Source organism: Vibrio sp. V30_P3S12P165, from assembly GCF_009904905.1.
Classification (GTDB): Bacteria; Pseudomonadota; Gammaproteobacteria; order Enterobacterales; family Vibrionaceae; genus Vibrio; species Vibrio fujianensis.
The window spans coordinates 128,569-147,386 of the sequence record NZ_WXWH01000077.1; the positions used below are offsets into that span (position 1 = coordinate 128,569).

General features: G+C 44.0%; 17 protein-coding genes. 3 read left to right on the plus strand and 14 right to left on the minus strand.

All coding sequences use genetic code 11. The features are described 5' to 3' along the window. The first annotated feature begins 50 nt into the window (after positions 1-50). Positions 51-512 (plus strand): ribonuclease HI, encoded by a 462-nt coding sequence (gene rnhA, locus CAG57_RS15565; RefSeq protein ID WP_161427934.1) that lies wholly within the window; start codon positions 51-53, stop codon positions 510-512. A 21-nt stretch (positions 513-533) separates the two neighbouring features. Here rnhA and CAG57_RS15570 read toward each other — a convergent pair whose 3' ends face one another. Further along, positions 534-1,265, minus strand: a complete 732-nt coding sequence (locus CAG57_RS15570; protein ID WP_099611602.1) for a class I SAM-dependent methyltransferase — start codon at positions 1,263-1,265, stop codon at positions 534-536. A 36-nt stretch (positions 1,266-1,301) separates the two neighbouring features. Here CAG57_RS15570 and gloB point away from each other — a divergent pair, with 36 nt between their 5' ends. Further along, on the plus strand, positions 1,302-2,060 hold the full coding sequence (gloB, locus tag CAG57_RS15575) for a hydroxyacylglutathione hydrolase (protein ID WP_099611603.1): 759 nt from the start codon (positions 1,302-1,304) through the stop codon (positions 2,058-2,060). 72 nt (positions 2,061-2,132) lie between these two features. Then, positions 2,133-3,707, plus strand: a complete 1,575-nt coding sequence (locus CAG57_RS15580) for a lytic transglycosylase (protein WP_161427935.1) — start codon at positions 2,133-2,135, stop codon at positions 3,705-3,707. 7 nt (positions 3,708-3,714) lie between these two features. Here CAG57_RS15580 and CAG57_RS15585 read toward each other — a convergent pair whose 3' ends face one another. From CAG57_RS15585 to bamA, 13 genes are all read right to left on the minus strand, one after another. Further along, positions 3,715-4,566: an endonuclease/exonuclease/phosphatase family protein gene (locus CAG57_RS15585; protein WP_161427936.1), complete on the minus strand. Its 852-nt coding sequence runs from the start codon at positions 4,564-4,566 to the stop codon at positions 3,715-3,717. A 101-nt stretch (positions 4,567-4,667) separates the two neighbouring features. Further along, the gene (gene glnB / locus CAG57_RS15590) at positions 4,668-5,006 is read right to left on the minus strand and encodes a nitrogen regulatory protein P-II (RefSeq protein ID WP_078925443.1); all 339 of its coding nucleotides are present in this window, start codon (positions 5,004-5,006) and stop codon (positions 4,668-4,670) included. 146 nt (positions 5,007-5,152) lie between these two features. Further along, on the minus strand, positions 5,153-5,467 hold the full coding sequence (locus tag CAG57_RS15595; protein ID WP_099611607.1) for a c-type cytochrome: 315 nt from the start codon (positions 5,465-5,467) through the stop codon (positions 5,153-5,155). Positions 5,468-5,532: 65 nt separating this feature from the next. Beyond that, positions 5,533-6,834: a tRNA lysidine(34) synthetase TilS gene (gene tilS, locus CAG57_RS15600; protein WP_337247067.1), complete on the minus strand. Its 1,302-nt coding sequence runs from the start codon at positions 6,832-6,834 to the stop codon at positions 5,533-5,535. A gap of 100 nt (positions 6,835-6,934) precedes the next feature. Then, positions 6,935-7,894 (minus strand): acetyl-CoA carboxylase carboxyl transferase subunit alpha, encoded by a 960-nt coding sequence (gene accA / locus CAG57_RS15605; protein ID WP_099611609.1) that lies wholly within the window; start codon positions 7,892-7,894, stop codon positions 6,935-6,937. A gap of 45 nt (positions 7,895-7,939) precedes the next feature. Then, a complete protein-coding gene (gene dnaE, locus CAG57_RS15610) occupies positions 7,940-11,419 on the minus strand; it encodes a DNA polymerase III subunit alpha (RefSeq protein ID WP_161427938.1) in 3,480 nt (1,159 codons plus the stop codon). A 90-nt stretch (positions 11,420-11,509) separates the two neighbouring features. Further along, complete coding sequence (gene rnhB, locus CAG57_RS15615; RefSeq protein ID WP_161427941.1) at positions 11,510-12,130, minus strand: ribonuclease HII; 621 nt, start codon at positions 12,128-12,130, stop codon at positions 11,510-11,512. Further along, complete coding sequence (lpxB, locus tag CAG57_RS15620) at positions 12,130-13,278, minus strand: lipid-A-disaccharide synthase (protein ID WP_161427939.1); 1,149 nt, start codon at positions 13,276-13,278, stop codon at positions 12,130-12,132. Before lpxB ends, rnhB begins: the two co-directional genes overlap by 1 nt. Before the next feature lie 153 nt (positions 13,279-13,431). Continuing rightward, positions 13,432-14,220: an acyl-ACP--UDP-N-acetylglucosamine O-acyltransferase gene (gene lpxA, locus CAG57_RS15625; RefSeq protein ID WP_161427940.1), complete on the minus strand. Its 789-nt coding sequence runs from the start codon at positions 14,218-14,220 to the stop codon at positions 13,432-13,434. 1 nt (position 14,221) lies between these two features. Continuing rightward, positions 14,222-14,653: a 3-hydroxyacyl-ACP dehydratase FabZ gene (fabZ, locus tag CAG57_RS15630; RefSeq protein WP_170887214.1), complete on the minus strand. Its 432-nt coding sequence runs from the start codon at positions 14,651-14,653 to the stop codon at positions 14,222-14,224. 152 nt (positions 14,654-14,805) lie between these two features. Next, positions 14,806-15,840 carry a UDP-3-O-(3-hydroxymyristoyl)glucosamine N-acyltransferase gene (gene lpxD / locus CAG57_RS15635; protein WP_161427066.1) on the minus strand — a complete coding sequence of 345 codons (1,035 nt, stop codon included), beginning with the start codon at positions 15,838-15,840 and terminating at the stop codon, positions 14,806-14,808. An 18-nt stretch (positions 15,841-15,858) separates the two neighbouring features. Next, positions 15,859-16,368 (minus strand): OmpH family outer membrane protein, encoded by a 510-nt coding sequence (locus CAG57_RS15640; protein ID WP_099611667.1) that lies wholly within the window; start codon positions 16,366-16,368, stop codon positions 15,859-15,861. A 15-nt stretch (positions 16,369-16,383) separates the two neighbouring features. Further along, positions 16,384-18,792: an outer membrane protein assembly factor BamA gene (gene bamA, locus CAG57_RS15645; protein WP_161427067.1), complete on the minus strand. Its 2,409-nt coding sequence runs from the start codon at positions 18,790-18,792 to the stop codon at positions 16,384-16,386. Positions 18,793-18,818 lie beyond the last annotated feature (26 nt).

Sequence of the window (18,818 nt, forward strand, 5' to 3'; positions counted from 1 at the left end):
ATCTATGTCAGACTATATCAATGGTGTGTGTAACCCAATAGTATCAAATCATGAAGAAACAGGTGGAAATTTTCACTGACGGTTCTTGTTTAGGCAACCCTGGCCCCGGAGGTTATGGCATTGTCCTGCGTTACAAACAAGTAGAAAAAACCTTATCAAACGGCTATCGCTTAACGACCAATAATCGAATGGAAATGCTAGCCGCTGTCGTTGCTCTGCAAACGCTAAAAGAGCCTTGCGAAGTCATTTTAACCACCGATAGTCAATATGTCCGCCAGGGTATTACTCAATGGATCCATAACTGGAAACAACGCGGATGGAAAACAGCCGATAAAAAACCGGTAAAAAATGCCGATCTATGGCAAAAGTTAGATCAAGAAACGGCACGTCATCATGTCGAATGGCGCTGGGTGAAAGGCCATGCCGGCCATCGAGAAAATGAAATCTGTGACGAACTCGCACGAACGGCGGCAGAAAATCCAACCGAAGATGATCACGGCTATCAACCTTAACACAATGGTGTTAAGCCATGGTTATTCGGATGATTTAATCCGATAATTAAGCCCTAGCGGTGAAAAACGTCGCTTAAGGTGCCAGTGTGGTTTAATTGGCTTTAAAGGATAAGTTCGTTTACGCGCGACAATAAAGTAGAGGCTACCCAGTGGACGAGCCCAGCGACCAGACGCATTTTCTAACCATGTCCATCCAGCGCGGTATTTTTGCATGGGGAAAAGCGCATATTGATCGCATTCAATGACTTGATAATTAAGAACACTCAGCCAATCTCTGATACGGCTCGGAGTAAACATGCGCCCACTCCAAGGTAGGTTATGCTTACGCCATGGCATCAAACTTGCCAACCCAATCAAGCTGATGGGATTAAACCCAGTAATAATTAAGTAACCATCATCGATCAATACGCGGTCTACTTCACGTAAAATACGGTGTGGATCACCACAATAATCCAGTTGATGAGCAAGGATTGCCACATCAATACTCTTTTCAAGAAAGGGTAAATCATAAGCATCGGCGATCACACTATGCAAAGGGTTCTGGATATCGAGGTTAACTTGGTGTTGAATATTACAATTGCAACTTGATAATTCGCAGCTTAAACCGCCCAATTTTAGCATGTGATAACCAAATAGTTTGGGGCACCACTCATCAATTCGGGTTTGAATCGATTCACAGACCCATTGGCCGTTTTTTAATTGCGACCAAGAATGAGGACTCTTTATTTTTTTTTGACTGCGTGCTGGTTTCATAGCTAAATCGCTTACCCAAGTGACCGGAGACAACTCATGTTACACATCAAAAGCATACCCGCATTTAATGATAATTACATCTGGCTAATTGAAAATAGCGATCGTCGTTGTGCGGTGGTCGATCCCGGCGATGCGGCTCCCGTATTGAGTTATCTCACCGAACACGAGTTGACCTTAGAGGCGATTCTCATTACTCATCACCACCATGATCATATTGGGGGTGTCGCACAGTTAGTCCACCAGTTTCCAACACTTGATGTTGTCGCTCCAGCTCAAGAACCGATTCCAACCGTCACTCATGCCGTTCAAGGAGGGGATCAAATCGAATTATTTGATGAGCGATTTATGGTGTTGGATCTTCCCGGTCATACCCTTGGCCATATTGGCTACATTGGCGATAGCAAACTCTTTTGTGGCGATGTCCTATTTTCTGCAGGCTGTGGCAGAGTATTCGAAGGAACGATGGAACAAATGTTTACTTCCCTCAATAAAATACAAATGCTACCAGAAGAAACTGAAATTTATTGTGCGCATGAATATACCGCAAGTAACCTTGCCTTTGCGATGGCCGTTGAGCCCGATAATGAACAATTACAAATTTATCGCGATGATGTGATTCGGCTGAGAGCACAAGGAAAAAGCACCTTACCGACCACCTTGCGTCGAGAACAATGGATCAATCCATTTTTACGCACTGATTCACCCAGCGTGATAAAATCAGTGGCTAATCGCACCCAACAAAGTGATCCATTAGCAATTTTTACGGCATTACGTGAGTGGAAAAACGAATTTTAACCAATTGCTACTTGTCATCAGATTCATACGACAAGTATTATCAGCAGCCAATTGATAAAAAGGCTGTCTTACATGCGAATACAATTCTGCTGGGTAATGGCTCTGCTGTTAACCGGATGCCAGGTTACCCAGCCTGATAATGATCGAATCATTGAGTCTAATCAGGCTTCGAATGCGAGCAAAAAAGTTGTAAACGAAGTAATGCCGTCTTCGACAACTTTGAAAAAACCACGCGCTATCCCCCCCAAAGTTCTAACGCCTCAGGAACAAGAAGATGTTTGGCTGCGTATTGCGATGCAATTTAACTTACCTATCGCGGATGATCCCAGTGTCGACTACTACCGAACTTGGTATCTCAAACACCCTCAGCATTTAATTACGGTTGCCAAACGGGCTGAGCCTTTTTTGTATTTAATTACCGAAAAAATTGAACAACGCAATTTGCCTTTGGAACTGGCTCTATTACCGATTGTAGAAAGTGCTTTTGACCCCTTTGCCTATTCTCACGGTAGTGCGGCAGGTTTATGGCAATTTGTTCCCGCGACAGGAAAAATGTTCGGGTTAAAACAGAATTTTTGGTACGACGGCCGACGTGACGTAGTAGCAGCCACCGATGCGGCTTTAGAGTATTTAACACGCTTAAACACTCGCTTTGATGGTGACTGGTATCTAGCGATTGCCGCCTACAATAGCGGTGGAGGACGCGTTTCTAGTGCGATTCGTAAAAATACCCGCTTAGGCAAAGCAACCGATTTTTTCTCGCTCGATCTTCCGAAAGAAACGAGTGGTTATGTGCCTAAGTTATTGGCCTTAGCCGATATTATCGCAAATCAAGATCAGTATGGTATTTCTATTCCCACCATTGTTAATCAGCCAGTACTTGCCTTGGTCGATCCCAAAGAGCAGCTAGACTTGGCAATAGCGGCGAATTATGCCGGGATCTCGGTCAAAGAGTTACAAAGTTACAACCCAGCCTATAATCAATGGGCGACCGATCCAGAAGGGCCACACCAGTTTTTAATTCCGATAAAGCAGGCTGATGCTTTTACTAAACAAGTCGAAGCGAATCGTGGTAAAGGTATGAAACTCGTACGTTACCAAGTCAAAAGTGGCGATAGCCTCAGTGTCATCGCACAGCGACATCACACGACAACTCAGGTTATCCAAACCGCTAATAATTTAACTAGCCATACCATCAAAGTTGGCCAGTATTTGATGATTCCAACCTCGGTCACTAATAATAAAGCTTATGCACTCAGTGCAAACAACCGCTTAGAAAAGACTCAATCGTTAGCCCGCGGGCAATATAAGATTAACCATACCGTTAAAAGTGGTGAAAGTTTATGGACCATAGCAAAGGCTCATAATGTCTCTTACCAATCTTTAGCCAAATGGAATGGGATGGGGCCACGAGATACATTGCGAGTAGGCCAGAAAATCGTTATTTGGAAAAAAAGTACCGATGGAGCAATTATCCGTACCGTCTTTTACGAAATTCGTCGTGGAGATACCTTAAGTGACATCGCCTTGCGCTTTAAAGTCACCACAAATGACATTGTTAAATGGAATGATCTTTCTAACCAGAAATACTTAAAACCAGGACAACGAATCAAACTATATGTGGACGTAACAAAAGTGAGCGTTTAGCGCTTTATTATTTTCCTAATAGCCGAAAAGAAACCAGCAATGGGTTATGATCAGAAGCGCTCGACTCGGGCGCTTTTGCATTTTCTAATACCAGTCCCTTATAAAACACATGATCAAGCGGTAATCCAGTGATAAATGTGCGCCGGTGATCATCTGAAAAAACAACCTCTTGTAATGATAATGAAGCCAGTGCAGATTTTAGAACAGATAATCGTTGTGAACTCCAACTGTTAAAATCACCCGCAACAATAATGGGCCCATGATGTTGTCTTAATGCCTTAATGAGCGTTTCAATCTGCTCTCGATAAATTTTAGCGCCATAGGTAAAATTTATTGCATGTAAGTTAATCACGGCAAGCTGCTGCCCGTTGCTTAACGAATAACGTGCATAAATACCAGATTTAGGTAACCGTAGTAACGGTTCCAATTGCGTATACGCACAAGCAAAGCTAGGCATAACATGCGCTAAATTCAGCACGCCCGTCGACTCACCAAAGACCTCAAAAGCATTAACATAAGCCCCATCCCATGCCTGTTTTGCTATCCACTTTCTCAGCCCTTCAGTCATACTTGCTTCTTGCAATAACAACAGTTGCGCTTGTTGACTATAACGTGTGAGTTCGCTGTCCCAATTACTTCGGTTTTGTTTATAAATATTCCAAACGAAAATGTTTAATTGTCCGTCATTATCGAGAGGTAATGGATGCGGGTTCTGGTAGCACAGCAAGTCTCGGCCAAGTGCATCTTGGCCAACCGTTAAAAGCTGAGGTTGGTTGGGTACTTTAAAAACAACCTGAAAAGCCGTAATCATGACCACGGTAAACATAGAAGAAAAGAAGAGCAGATAGCGTTTTTTCATCGTAAATATAGGTCAACATTATGACTAGCAGATAAGGAGTTTAACCCCTTATCTACTTAAGGTAAGTGATGTTTAAGGTAAGGTCTACTTAAGGTTAGCAGTTAAATCGCGTCTTCATCTTCTTCACCAGTCCGAATTCGCACCACTCGCTCAATCTCGCTGATAAAGATTTTTCCGTCACCAATTTTGCCGGTTTGCGCGGTTTCTATAATGGTATCAACACATTGATCAGCGACGTCTTCCGTCACCACAATTTCTAACTTCACTTTGGGTAAAAAATCCACCATATATTCCGCCCCGCGGTATAACTCAGTATGACCTTTTTGCCGTCCAAACCCTTTAACCTCAGAAACCGTCATACCGGTAATTCCCACTTCAGCTAGCGCTTCACGGACATCATCGAGCTTAAATGGTTTAATAATTGCCTCGATCTTTTTCATGTTCATCCCTTAAACGTTTTTTGTCATTAATTTTTCGCTGCTGGTCGAATTAAGGTTTCAAAACCGAACAGATGATAACTTATTATCAGCCAGCGGTAATAAATATACAATCAATAAAAAGCCCAAGCATGGCTAGCCATTAACCTCTATTTTAGGTTCGCATAATAAGCAGCAAGATCGGCAATATCTTGATCACTCAACATCATAGACTGCGCTTGCATAACCACGGCTAACCCGCCAGTACGCTGCTTATTTTTATAGGCTTTAACCGATGTGATCAGGTATTGCTCATTTTGTCCTTTTAAATTGGGGTAACCAGGGATGACTGCAATCCCATCAGCGCCATGGCAAGTGGCACAGATGGCAGACTTTGCCTTGCCTGCCGCAGCGTCTCCAGCAGCCAATACCGGCCCGGTCAATAAACTGCTAGTCACCACTAATCCCATTAGTATTTTATTCATAGCTCAACCTTACTTCGTGCTTCCATGTTATCAATCGATCATCATAATTGTGGCATGAGGAAAGCTCATTGAGTCCAGATCAGTTCATAGTCTTGACCAGCAAAATCACGATCTACAAACAGGCTGGCTATCGCAACCACTCTTCCTTTATACATTAAAATGGGTAATCGGCGACGTTGCCAACTGGGAATACGGTATTCTTGAAATAATTTTTTTAATTTTCGTGATCCGGCACGTCCGACAGGACAAGCTGACAGCCCTTCTGGGTTAAAAGAGACCGAAAGCGCATCCGGCTCATCAGGAAGCGCAATCTGGCCGAGCGAGCATTCCGATAACGTTAAGTAACCGAGCTTATCAGGTAAAATCAATGGCCTATTAAGCTGGATACTTTGCTGCCACGCACTAAGATCGCTCATTAATGTTACACAAAAAAGCTCTCCGTCAAATCGACGAATTTGGTACTCTCGCAACTGAAGCTTTGGATTAGCAGAAGCTTCAGCCAGTGCAACTTGCTGCCAAATCATGTCGGTATGCAGCCGACTTGGCATCGTAACACCTCGCCCAGCCAACCATTGCCGAATGACTTGCCGCCTGACCACATCACTGCATAATTGTATTTGAGCGATAGATAGCCCACCAGCTTTACTGGTTGCAGACGCCAGTAAGTCCGCTAGCAACTCATGAATGACGGCTTCTTGCTCTGCGCATAACTCGGCACTACGTTGTACGGCTTGATAAATCGTTGGCCAACGCTGATTTAGAATGGGGGTTACTTGATGGCGTAAGAAATTACGCTCGTAACGCATATCTTGGTTACTTTCATCCTCAACCCATTGTAATTGCTGCTCAAGGGCAAAAGATTCGATATCCTGCCGAGGCACATGTAACAGTGGGCGTAGTAAGTGACCTTGACTAAAAGCAGCCCAATCTGCCATGGCCGATAACCCTTTGGGGCCACTTCCTCGCCGCAAGGCCAGTAAAAACGTTTCTAATTGATCATCAGCATGATGACCAAGTAATAAAGTATTTTCGGTTTTCACATGCTTAGATAATGCAGCATAACGAGCTTCTCGAGCTAACTGCTCGATACTTTCACCACATTGTGTATCGAGAGTGACATACTCGACAGATAAGGGAATGTTGTATTCATCACACCAACGTTGGCATTGCTCTACCCAGTTATTGGCATTATCACTCAAACCATGATGCACATGAACTGCACGCACTGGTACCGAATAATATTGATGGTATTGAGCAAGTAAATGCAATAATACCCGAGAGTCCACACCACCACTTAAGGCTAAAATGGGTCGCTCAACCGATTTTTCACGTAATTGCTGACAAAAGTGACTGTACAAGTCCATTATAATTCTTGGCTGATTTGATCAATAAAAGCCAGTGTACCGCTTGGGGCTAAAAACCAAAAGGAGTTGAATGAGCTTCAACCCCTTACTTGGTAGGTTTTATTTAGCAATAGCCGTAATTCATTAAGCGCTGGTAACGTCTATCCAGTAGCTCTGCTTGCTCTAAGGCTTCTAACTCTGAAAGCTGCTGTAATAGCATGACTTTAAGGTTTTTGGCCATTTGTACAGGATCACGATGAGCGCCTCCCAGTGGTTCTTCGATGACTTCATCAATTAAAGAAAGCTCTTTTAGACGAGAAGCCACAAGCCCCATCGCTTCTGCGGCTTGTGGCGCTTTATCCGCATCTCGCCACAAAATAGAAGCGCAGCCTTCAGGCGAAATAACCGCATAAGTCGAATATTGCAACATATTGACATAATCACCAACACCAATGGCTAACGCACCACCAGAACCGCCTTCACCCACCACATTACAGATCACGGGAACGGTTAAGCCCGACATCACTTTCAGGTTTTTGGCAATCGCTTCTGATTGCCCACGCTCTTCTGCGCCAACACCAGGATAAGCGCCAGCCGTGTCGATAAAAGTAATGATTGGCATATTAAAGCGCTCTGCCATCTGCATTAAACGTAATGCCTTACGGTAACCTTCTGGTTTAGGCATACCAAAATTACGTCTCACTTTTTCCCGCGTTTCTCGGCCTTTTTGATGGCCGATAATCATAACAGGACGATCATCTAAGCGAGCAATTCCGCCAACAATGGCTTTATCATCCGCGTAAGCACGATCACCAGCAAGCTCGTCAAACTCGGTAAACATATGATTGATATAATCTAAAGTATAAGGACGCTGTGGATGACGGGCCAACTGCGCAACTTGCCATGCGCCAAGATCACTGAAGATTTTCTTTTTCAGTTCCAAGCTTTTCTTTTCTAGCTGTTCAATCTCTTTTTCAAGATCTACGGACGAACTGCCACCGTGACGAGAGACATCTCGTAGTGCCTGAATTTTAGCTTCAAGTTCTACAATAGGTTTTTCAAAATCTAGAAAGTTTGGGCTCATCTACCGATCCTTTTTTACTCAGCTCGTCAATTGTACAGCTGAATTTTAGTTAAATTCGAGTTCTACTTGATCTTTGCCAAGCAACTGTTGTAATTCATCGAGTAATGTATCGCTGGGCGTTACTCGCCATTCTGTACCTAGCGTTAAACGTGCCCTAGCATCCGAACGCTGGTAGTATACATTGACAGGCACGGTTCCTGCTCGGTGAGGCTCTAAGATTTGACTAAAACGCTCAAAAAATTGCTCATCAATTTGCGATTGTTCAATCGCAAGCGATAAGCTACGGGCATATTTTTCTCGTGCGCTACCCAAATCCATCACTTCGCGCGCTGACATTTTAAGGCCACCATTGAAGTCATCAAAGCTGACCTGTCCAGAAACCACCAAAATCTTATCTTTTTCTAACAATTCTGCATACCGATCTAATGCATCTGAATAAAGCATCACCTCCATTCGTCCAGATCGATCATCGAGAGTCATAATACCTATTCGATTTCCGCGTTTGGTTGTCATGACACGTGCAGCAATCACTAAGCCAGCAACGGTTAACGACTGATCGCGTCGCGTCGGCGTCGCGTCGTTCAATCGACAACTGGTGTATTTATTCAGCTCTTTCAGGTATTGATTGATTGGATGTCCGGTTAAGTATAGACCCAGAGTTTCCCTCTCCCCCTCTAACCAAACTTTCTCAGGCCATGGTGGAACCTGAATATATTTTTGTTCAACGTCTTCTGGGGCATCCGTTAATACCCCAAACATATCCGCTTGGCCAAAGGCTTCCGCTTGGTGATGTTGACTCGCCGCTTTCACCGCATCATCCACTGAAGCCATCAATGCTGCGCGATGTGGCCCTAAATGATCCAAGGCTCCGGCTAAAATAAGTTTTTCAATTACCCGTTTGTTGACCTTTTTAAGATCAATGCGCGCACAAAAATCAAATAAGTCCTTAAATACCCCGTCTTGATTGCGCGATTCTAAAATAGCTTCAATTGGGCCTTCACCCACTCCTTTTATTGCACCAATACCATAAACAATGGCCCCCGAATCATCCACATTGAATCGGTATAATCCAGAGTTAATGTCTGGTGGGAGGACTTTTAATCCCATTCGATGGCATTCATCAACCAAACCGACAACTTTTTCGGTGTTGTCCATATCAGCAGTCATCACTGCCGCCATAAATTCAGCCGGATAGTGTGTTTTTAGCCATAAGGTTTGATAGGAAACTAACGCATAAGCGGCAGAGTGCGATTTGTTAAACCCGTACCCGGCAAATTTCTCTACCAGGTCAAAGATTTTCATCGCCAGTTCGCCATCAACACCATTTTTTTCCGCACCCTCTTTAAACACGGCGCGTTGCTTGGCCATCTCTTCTGGCTTTTTCTTACCCATCGCTCGGCGAAGCATATCGGCCCCACCTAGGGTGTAACCTGCCAGCACCTGAGCTATCTGCATGACTTGTTCTTGATAGAGAATAATGCCGTAGGTAGGGTCTAAGATCTCTTTTAATGATTCGTGTTGCCACTTCTCATCCGGGTAGGAAATGGCTTCTCGGCCATGTTTACGGTCAATAAAGTTATCCACCATCCCTGACTGTAGGGGGCCGGGACGGAAAAGGGCGACCAATGCGATGATATCTTCAAAACAGTCTGGTTGTAGACGTTTAATCAGATCTTTCATTCCGCGAGATTCTAGCTGGAATACCGCTGTAGTTTCCGAATTTTGCAAAACTCGGAATGAGGCCGGATCGGCTAATGGAATCGCATCGATACGAACGGGAGGCTCGCCTCTTTTCTCACGCCGAGGGTTAATCAACCCTAGAGCCCAGTCGATAATGGTTAACGTTCGCAGCCCTAAGAAGTCAAATTTAACCAACCCCGCGTACTCAACGTCATTTTTATCAAACTGAGTGACAGGATGCTGCCCTTCTGCATCACAGTAAAGCGGGGCAAAATCGGTGATCGACGTGGGTGAAATCACGACCCCCCCAGCATGTTTACCTGCATTTCGGGTACAACCCTCCAAAATGCGGCACATATCAATCAGCTCTTTCACCTCTTCATCGGCATCATACAACTCTTGTAGTGCAGGTTCCGCTTTAAAGGCTTTTTCTAGTGTCATACCCGGATCAGGCGGTACTAATTTAGAGATACGATCAACAAATCCGAAGGGATGGCCAAGCACTCGCCCGACATCTCGAATCACCGCTTTTGCTGCCATCGTACCAAACGTTATGATCTGAGAAACGGCATCACGGCCATACATATCCGCCACATGGTCAATGACACGATCCCGTTTGTCCATACAGAAATCAACATCAAAGTCGGGCATCGAAACACGTTCAGGGTTTAAGAAACGTTCAAAAAGTAGATCATATTCTAATGGATCAAGATCCGTTATTTTTAGTGCATAAGCGACTAAAGATCCGGCACCCGATCCTCGCCCCGGCCCAACTGGAATATCATTATCCTTAGACCACTGGATAAACTCCATCACAATCAAGAAATAGCCGGGAAACCCCATTTGGTTGATGACTTGCAGTTCAATGTCCAAGCGTTCATCGTATTCAGGTCGACGTTCCGCTCGTACCACAGGGTCAGGAAAGAGAAATTCGAGTCGTTGTTCTAACCCTTCTTTCGATTTTTTAATTAAAAACGCTTCAATGGGTAACCCATCGGTTGGGAAATTAGGTAAGAAGTATTCCCCCAAGCGTACGGTGACATTACAGCGCTTGGCAATTTCAACGGTATTTTCTAATGCTTCAGGAATATCACTAAATAGTTCGCACATTTCTTGCTCTGTTCGCAAGTATTGTTGTGGACTATAGTTTTTAGGCCGTCGAGGGTCGTCAAGAGTATAACCGTCATGGATCGCAACACGAATTTCATGTGCATCAAATTGATCTGCCTTTAAAAAAACCACTTCATTAGTAGCGACCACAGGCAACTGAGTTTGCTCAGCCAATTCCAAAGCAAAATGAAGATAACTTTCTTCATCGGATCGACCAGTGCGGATCAGTTCTAAATAAAAATTATCGGCAAAATGGGTCTGATAAAATTCAACGCATTTATCGACTAAGGCTTGGTTGCCTTTCAGTAAGGCTCGGCCTATTTCTCCACTTTTGCCACCGGAAAGGATGATCAACCCCTGACCGTATTTAATCAACCACGCTTTATCGATAACGGGTTGATGTTGAATATGCCCCCGTAGATAAGCTTCTGATATAAGCAGGGTCAGGTTTTTATAGCCGAGGTTATTTTTGGCGAGAATGGTTAGCTTGGTCAGCTCATCGCCAAATTCTTCTGAACGTAGAGTAAAATCTGCCCCCACGATCGGCTTAACCCCACAACTGTGCGCCGTACCATAATATTTCACTAACCCGCAAAGGTTAGTGAAATCAGTTAGCGCCATGGCTGGCATTCCCATTGCTGCCACCTGTTTAACCAAAGGTGGAACCTTGGATAAACCATCCATCATGGAAAAGTCACTATGAATACGTAAGTGGATAAACTTTGGGTCTGACATTCAATAAAATCCTACTAGGGATAAGTCGTGCAATGGCGCTATTCTACGTTAAAGCAGATCGGCGTGAAACTATCATCGACGGCATTAAGCTTACTGTAAGCCTAATGCCCGTTTGACTGGAGCAAAACTTCGCCGATGTTGGTCAATCACCCCATACTGTTCAATGGCTGCAAAATGCGCCTTGGTAGGATAACCTTTATGTTGTGCAAAACCGAATTGAGGATACATTTTATCCAGCGCTTCCATTTCTTGGTCGCGTACCACTTTAGCAATAATTGATGCCGCACTAATTTGCGCAACACGTAAATCTCCTTTGACCACAGCTTGGGCATCCATGGGTAATTGGGGAATTTTATTGCCATCAATTAAAACAAAATCCGGTTGAATGGCTAACCCAGCGACCGCTCTTTGCATGGCAAGCATGGTGGCTTGAAAAATATTGAGTTGATCAATTTCTCGAGCCGAACAACGGCCAATAGACCAAGCCAGTGCTTTTTGCTGAATTTCCGGAAAAAGCGTTAAGCGCTTTTTCTCAGACAGTTTTTTGGAATCGGTTAAACCATCAATAGGTTGGTTTGGATCAAGGATCACCGCAGCGGTCACCACATCGCCAACTAAAGGCCCGCGTCCAACCTCATCAACCCCAGCTATCAAGGAATACCCAACCGGCATCACAAAAGGCTCTAGCAGCTTGTCTTTTTTCTGTATCATCATTTTGCGTTACCTATCAATGAAAGTACGGCTTGAGCTGCTTGCTCATCGGCCCCTTTTCGAATCCAGTGATGCATTTCGGTAAACTGATTAATCAAGGTTTGATTATCGCTATTTAATAACTGATGAACGGCTTGGTACAAACGATCAACCGTACACTCTTCTTGTAATAGTTCTTTAACTAGCTCTTTTCCTGCTAAAATATTTGGCAATGAAACATAGGGAGTTTTTAATAAGCGTTTGGCTAGAAAGGCCGTTATCGCATTCACTTTGTAACCTACCACCATAGGCCGCTTAAGTAGCATACACTCTAGTGCCACGGTTCCCGATGCAAGCAATACCACATCCGCGGCGGTAATGACATTGCGAGCGGTATCATCCACCAAAACAAAATTCAATTCAGGCGCAACTTTCTGCCATACAGTCTCAAACTGTTCTCGACGATGCGAATTAACAAGGGCAACGACAAACCCAAGTTCAGGATCATCTTGCTGTAGACGCTGGCAGGTTTTAATGAACGGTTCGGCTAATAATTTCATTTCACCACTACGGCTACCCGGTAACACCGCTAACCATCGTTTATCGGAGTTTAACCCTAACAGCTGCTGCGCCGCCTGCTGATCTGGCTGCATCGGTATGCTATCGGCCAGTGTATGGCCGATAAATTCACACGGCACATTAAATTTGTCGTAAAAGGCTTTCTCAAAAGGAAGAAATGCCAGCACTAAATGAGTCGCCGCCGCTATGTTAAAAATACGCTTTTGTCGCCAAGCCCACACAGAAGGGCTGACATAATGGACCGTTTTAATCCCTGTTTTTTTCAAATCTAACTCAAGACGTAGATTGAAGTCCGGCGCATCAATCCCGACGAAAACATCCGGAGGGTTATCGGTAAAAAATCGTACCAATTCAGCCTTGACTTTCAATAGCCGCGGTAAACGCCCTAACACTTCGACTAGCCCCATCACGGCTAGCTCTTCCATATCAAATAGAGACTGACAACCCTGTGCGATCATTTTGGGGCCGCCAATACCGACAAATTCAGCATCAGGATGATGTGCTTTTATGGCTTTCATAAAACCTTCGCCCAATGTATCTCCAGAAAGCTCTCCCGCGACAATACCGATGCGTAATGGTTGCTGTTGCACGCTTCACTCCTCTTGCAAGATTTGATCTGCTTTAAAATACAAAAGATCGCCAAGTTGAGGCGATCTTTTCAACCAACAAATTAGAAAGCCTAGACCTTTGCTCATTCAATTTCACTCAAAGATCAACACATCCTAACCAAGTTCGTCGTCTAACTAACGAATGATCCCACGTGTTGAGTTTTCTAAGAAATTTAGGAAAAGCTTAACGGCTGGGTAATTGTCGATTTCTTTACTAATTTCAACTTTCGCCTCTTCTAAAGTGAGACCACTACGGTACAAGGCTTTATACGCACGACGAATTGCGTGGATTTCCGCTTTTTCAAATCCGCGACGTTTCAATCCTTCAATATTAATCCCGAATGGTGCACAGTGATTTCCCTGAGCCATGACATAAGGAGGAACATCTTGTACCGCGATAGAACCGCCACCAATCATACAGTGATCCCCGACTTGACAGAACTGATGAATGGCTGACATGCCACCAATAATCGCTTGATTACCCACTTGAACATGCCCAGCGAGAGTCGCATTGTTGGCAAAAATACAACGATCGCCTACCACACAGTCATGAGCCACATGTGCATTGATCATAAACAAGTTATCACTACCTACAATAGTGACACCTTGGTCCTGTATCGTACCACGATGCATCGTGACGCTTTCTCGAATCGTATTGCGATCACCGATAATCAATTGCGTCTCTTCACCCGCATATTTTAGATCTTGGCACGCTTCACCAATCGAAGCGAACTGAAAAATACGATTATCTTGACCGATTTTAGTCGGCCCTTTTACGACCACATGAGACAGTAGCTCTGTTCCCTCGCCGATCTCGACTTTACTGTCAACATAGCAAAATGGGCCAATTTTTACCTGAGCGCCAATGATAGCGCCTTCTTCCACCACCGCGGTTGGGTGGATTTGTGCCGTTGGATGAATCATCTTAAAACTCTCTGCGTGCACATTTTAATTCAGCGGAACAAACGATACCGCCATCCACTTTAGCGACCCCGTTAAATAGCGCGATTCCGCGACGTTCTTTCAAAAATTCAACTTCAATAATAAGTTGATCCCCAGGCCCTACCGGTTTACGAAATTTAGCATTATCAATACTGGCAAAATAATACAGTTCGTTTTCTTTAGGCGCGCCAAAGGTTTTAAAAGCTAATAATCCAGTTGCTTGAGCCATCGCTTCAAGAATAAGTACCCCAGGAAAAACAGGGAACTTAGGGAAATGACCCGTAAACTGAGGTTCATTCACTGACACATTCTTAAGCCCAACAAGGTACTTTCCTTCTTGATAATCAGTCACTCGATCAATCAATAAAAAAGGATAACGGTGCGGAAGAAGCTCCTGAATTTCAGTGATATCCATCATTTTCTGTTCAGTAGTCAAAGTCATATTCCTATTTAAAATAGATTTAATGGTTGAACTCCCAGCCTCAGTAGGGGGAGCAAATGAGTCTTGGCGCATTATAGATGAAAAAGACTCGCACATTGCGAGCCTTTTTAGCAAAACAGTAAAAATTAACCGTCTGCTTTTTGCTCAAGTTGTTTTTCTACTATTTTTAAGCGTTTATTCATTTCATCAATTCGATGCACTCGTGCTGCAGTTTTGCGCCACTCTTTATTGGTTTGCAGTGGAATACCGGAAGAATACATACCTTTTTCTTCGATGCTGCGCATCACCATCCCCATGCCAGTAATCGTCACCCCATCTGCGATCTGGATGTGACCATTAAGAACAGATGCACCGCCAATAATACAATATTTGCCAATCTGAGTACTGCCAGCAACCACGGTGCCACCCGCCATCGCGGTACCGTATCCAATATGAACATTATGCGCAATTTGCAGCTGATTATCGATGATGACATTATCTTCAATCACGGTATCATCAAGTGCACCACGGTCAATCGTGGTACAGGCTCCAATTTCCACTCGATTACCGATACGAACAGAACCAAGCTGTGGAATTTTTATCCACTCGCCACGCTCATTGGCATAACCGAATCCATCGGCACCAATCACAGTGCCTGACTGAATTAAGCAATGACTCCCAATTTGCACTCCGTGGTATATTGTGACGTTTGCCCATAGCTTGGTATGCTCACCTAATTGAGCATGCTTACCAACAAAGCAGCCCGCACCAATGACCACATGATCACCCAGTACAACACCCGTTTCAATCACCGCATTAGCACCAATTGAGACATGCTGCCCTATGGTTACATCATCCGCCACAACTGCACTGGCAGCGATACCTTCTGCTGCTGGTGACGGAGTGGTGTCCAACGCTTGCGCGACCTTAGCAAAAGCCACATAGGGGTCAGCAACCACGAGTACATTGGATGAGCATAATTCACGTTCAGACTCTTTCACCATAATCACAGTGGCTTGGCATTGAGCGAGATGTTTACTGTATTTAGGATTCGAAAGAAAGGTGACATTTCCTTCTTGCGCTCGATCCATCGGAGCGACTGCGTTGACAGTTGCACTGGCATCGCCATGCAACGTTCCCCCAGTAATGGTTGCCAAATCGGCTAAGGTCAGTGTTTTCATAGTATAAAAAAATGATTGTTATTTAATTGCTTGAATGACTTTTTCTGAAATATTGTATTCTGCTTTACCATATTGCATCGCACTGACATCAACAATGATGTCGTAGCCTTCTTTTTCCGCCACTTTTTGCACTGCATCTTGAATAATTTTAAACAGTTTTTGTTTCTCTTCATTTTCACGACGCGCGGAAGCTTGTTCTAATGCCTGAGCCTTGATTTTATATTTACTATCGAGTTGCCCGATTTCAATGCGCAGTTTTTCAACGTCATCTTGGCTCATTAGCTCGGCATCACGTCTCAACTTCTCAATTTTCGTTTTAGCTTGCGCTTGTAAGCTTTGTAGCTCTGCCGCTTTATCTTTGAACTCATCCTGCATTTGCTGAAGAACCACTTCACGTTGAGGCAGAGCTTGAAATACTTGTGCGGTATTAATGAAACCAATTTTTTGTGCTGCATCTGCAGCCTGAGCAAACAAGGCAGAACTAAGAACAATAAGACTAACACTGGCTGCTTTGATCGTATTTTTCAACATATTTTCCTCAAGTTAGAAGGTTCGTCCGATAGTGAATGTGAAGAATTCTTCGTTATCACCATCGTATTTTTTAATGGGTTTAGCAAGGGAGAAGACCAGTGGCCCCATTGGAGACATCCATTGTAAAGCGACCCCATATGAAGCGCGATATTTACTCGGGTCTGAATAATCATAATAATAGCGGTTACCATAACTCGCTCCCGCAGAACGATAATCAAACTCAGTATCCCACACACTGGCCATATCAATAAAGACGCTGGTACGAACTTGACTGCGCGCTTCATCAGAAGCAAACGGCGTCGGCACGATCAATTCCATACTCGCTAATGCGATGGCGTTGCCCCCCACCGAATCATCAGTGGCGCTATCTTTACCATTATTCGAGCCAGAATAATCACGATATAGCGCTTTAGGGCCGGCAGAGTTAGACCCAAAGCCTCGCAAGGTAGTAAAGCCACCGGCATAGAAGTTTTCATAAAATGGGTAAAGGTTATCTTTGCCATCGGTTTTTCCGTAACCATTACCATACCCTAAACGACCACGAAGCAGCAGAGTAAATTCATGTTTTTTCGTCAAAGGAATGTACTGGCGAACATCATATTGCAGCTTAAAAAATTGTGCATCAGAGCCTGGAACCGTCATTTTGGCAAACGCCCGTTGATGATTACCAGCGGTTGGGAAATACCCTTTATTGAGATTGTTACGCGTCCAAGCCACGTTGATATCAAAATCGTCGGTAAGCAAATTATCAGGGTTACAATCGCCTAAGTTACAGAGAAATTGCTCCACTTGTAGGTAAGGGGTGAGATTACCAATTTTGTTATGCGTGTACCCAACCCCAAATTCAAACCGGTTTAACTCATCGAAAGGAAAACCCCATGTTAAGCTACTGCCATAACTTTGGTTGGTATAGTCAACAATCCCAGCTTCTGATGCCTCAAATTTGTTATAAAAGACCCGCCCGCCTAAACTAACACCATCAATATTCCAGTAAGGGTCTCGATACTCCAACGTGACGTTTTGTTGATAGTCATTGGTTGTCGCATTGACACTGACTCGATTACCCGTTCCCATAAAATTATCTTGGGTTACCCCAACGGTAAAACTAACCCCAGACTCAGTTCCATAACCGACACCAAAGTTAATACTACCTGAATTCGCTTCTTTCACACTGTAGACCAAGTCCACTTGATCGTCGGTTCCAGGTACACGAACGGTTTGTACATCAACGGTTTCAAAAAAGCCTAGACGGCTCAGACGAGCTTTGCCGGTATCAATCGCTTTTGAATTAAGCCAACTGCCTTCCATTTGACGCATTTCTCGGCGTAATACTTCATCACGCGTCGCGGTATTACCCGTAAAACGAATATCACGGACATACATACGCTTACCCGCTTCAACGTGTACAATCAGTGAAACTTGCTGGGTTTGGTCATCAAATTCCGGAATGGTTTGTACTTGAGGATAAGCATAACCAGCTTCGCCAAGTAGACGTTTAATCCCTTCTTCTAACTGAGTCACAGCGGAACCTTGATAAGTTTCTCCTGATTGAAAAGGAATTAACGCACGGAACTCTGCTTCCTTCCCAATCAGCTCGCCACGAAACTGGACATCTTTAACGGTATAAGGCAGCCCTTCGCTAAGGTTTAAAGTGATGTAAACCCCTTTTTTATCGGGCGAAATGGCCACTTGAGTGGAGTCAACTTTAAATTTTAGATAGCCACGATCCAAATAAAAACTGCGTAAGCCTTCAATATCAGCCGCAAGAACTTGTTTCTGATATTTATCATCAGAGAGAAAGTTCCACCATGAGAGGTCGACATTAAGATCAAAACGCGACAGCAACTCTTCGTTACTAAAAACCTGATTACCAATAAAGTTTATCTGCTGAATTTTAGCCGACACACCTTCGGTAAACACAAATTTCAAGTCAGCACGGTTACGAGGTAAAGGCGTGACTACGGCTTTCACGTTCGCATTGTACTTACCCACGCTGTAATAAAAATCTTCTAACCCTTTTTCAATATTACTTAATGTGGTTCGATCGAGCGCTTCTCCGACGCGGATGCCCGAAGCATCTAAATTTTGCTGAAGTTGCTCTTGCTTAATCGCTTTATTACCAGAGAAAGAAACGCTGGCAATGGTGGGACGTTCCTTAACTTGAACCACCAAAATGGAACCATCACGTAACACTTTCACATCGTCAAAGTTACCCGAAGCATATAACGCTTGAATAATTTGAGCGACATCTTGACCATCAACAGTATCGCCAATGCGCACTGGCATTTTTAATAAGGCAGCCCCAAGCGCAACACGTTGTAAACCTTGGATCTGAATGTCTTGGACAACAAAGTTTTCGGCACCATTGACTGATACACTCGTTGCGAGCAAGGTCGCTAACAGGATTTTTTTTATCGCCATATATGTTTTAGTTCTTCCTTACTACA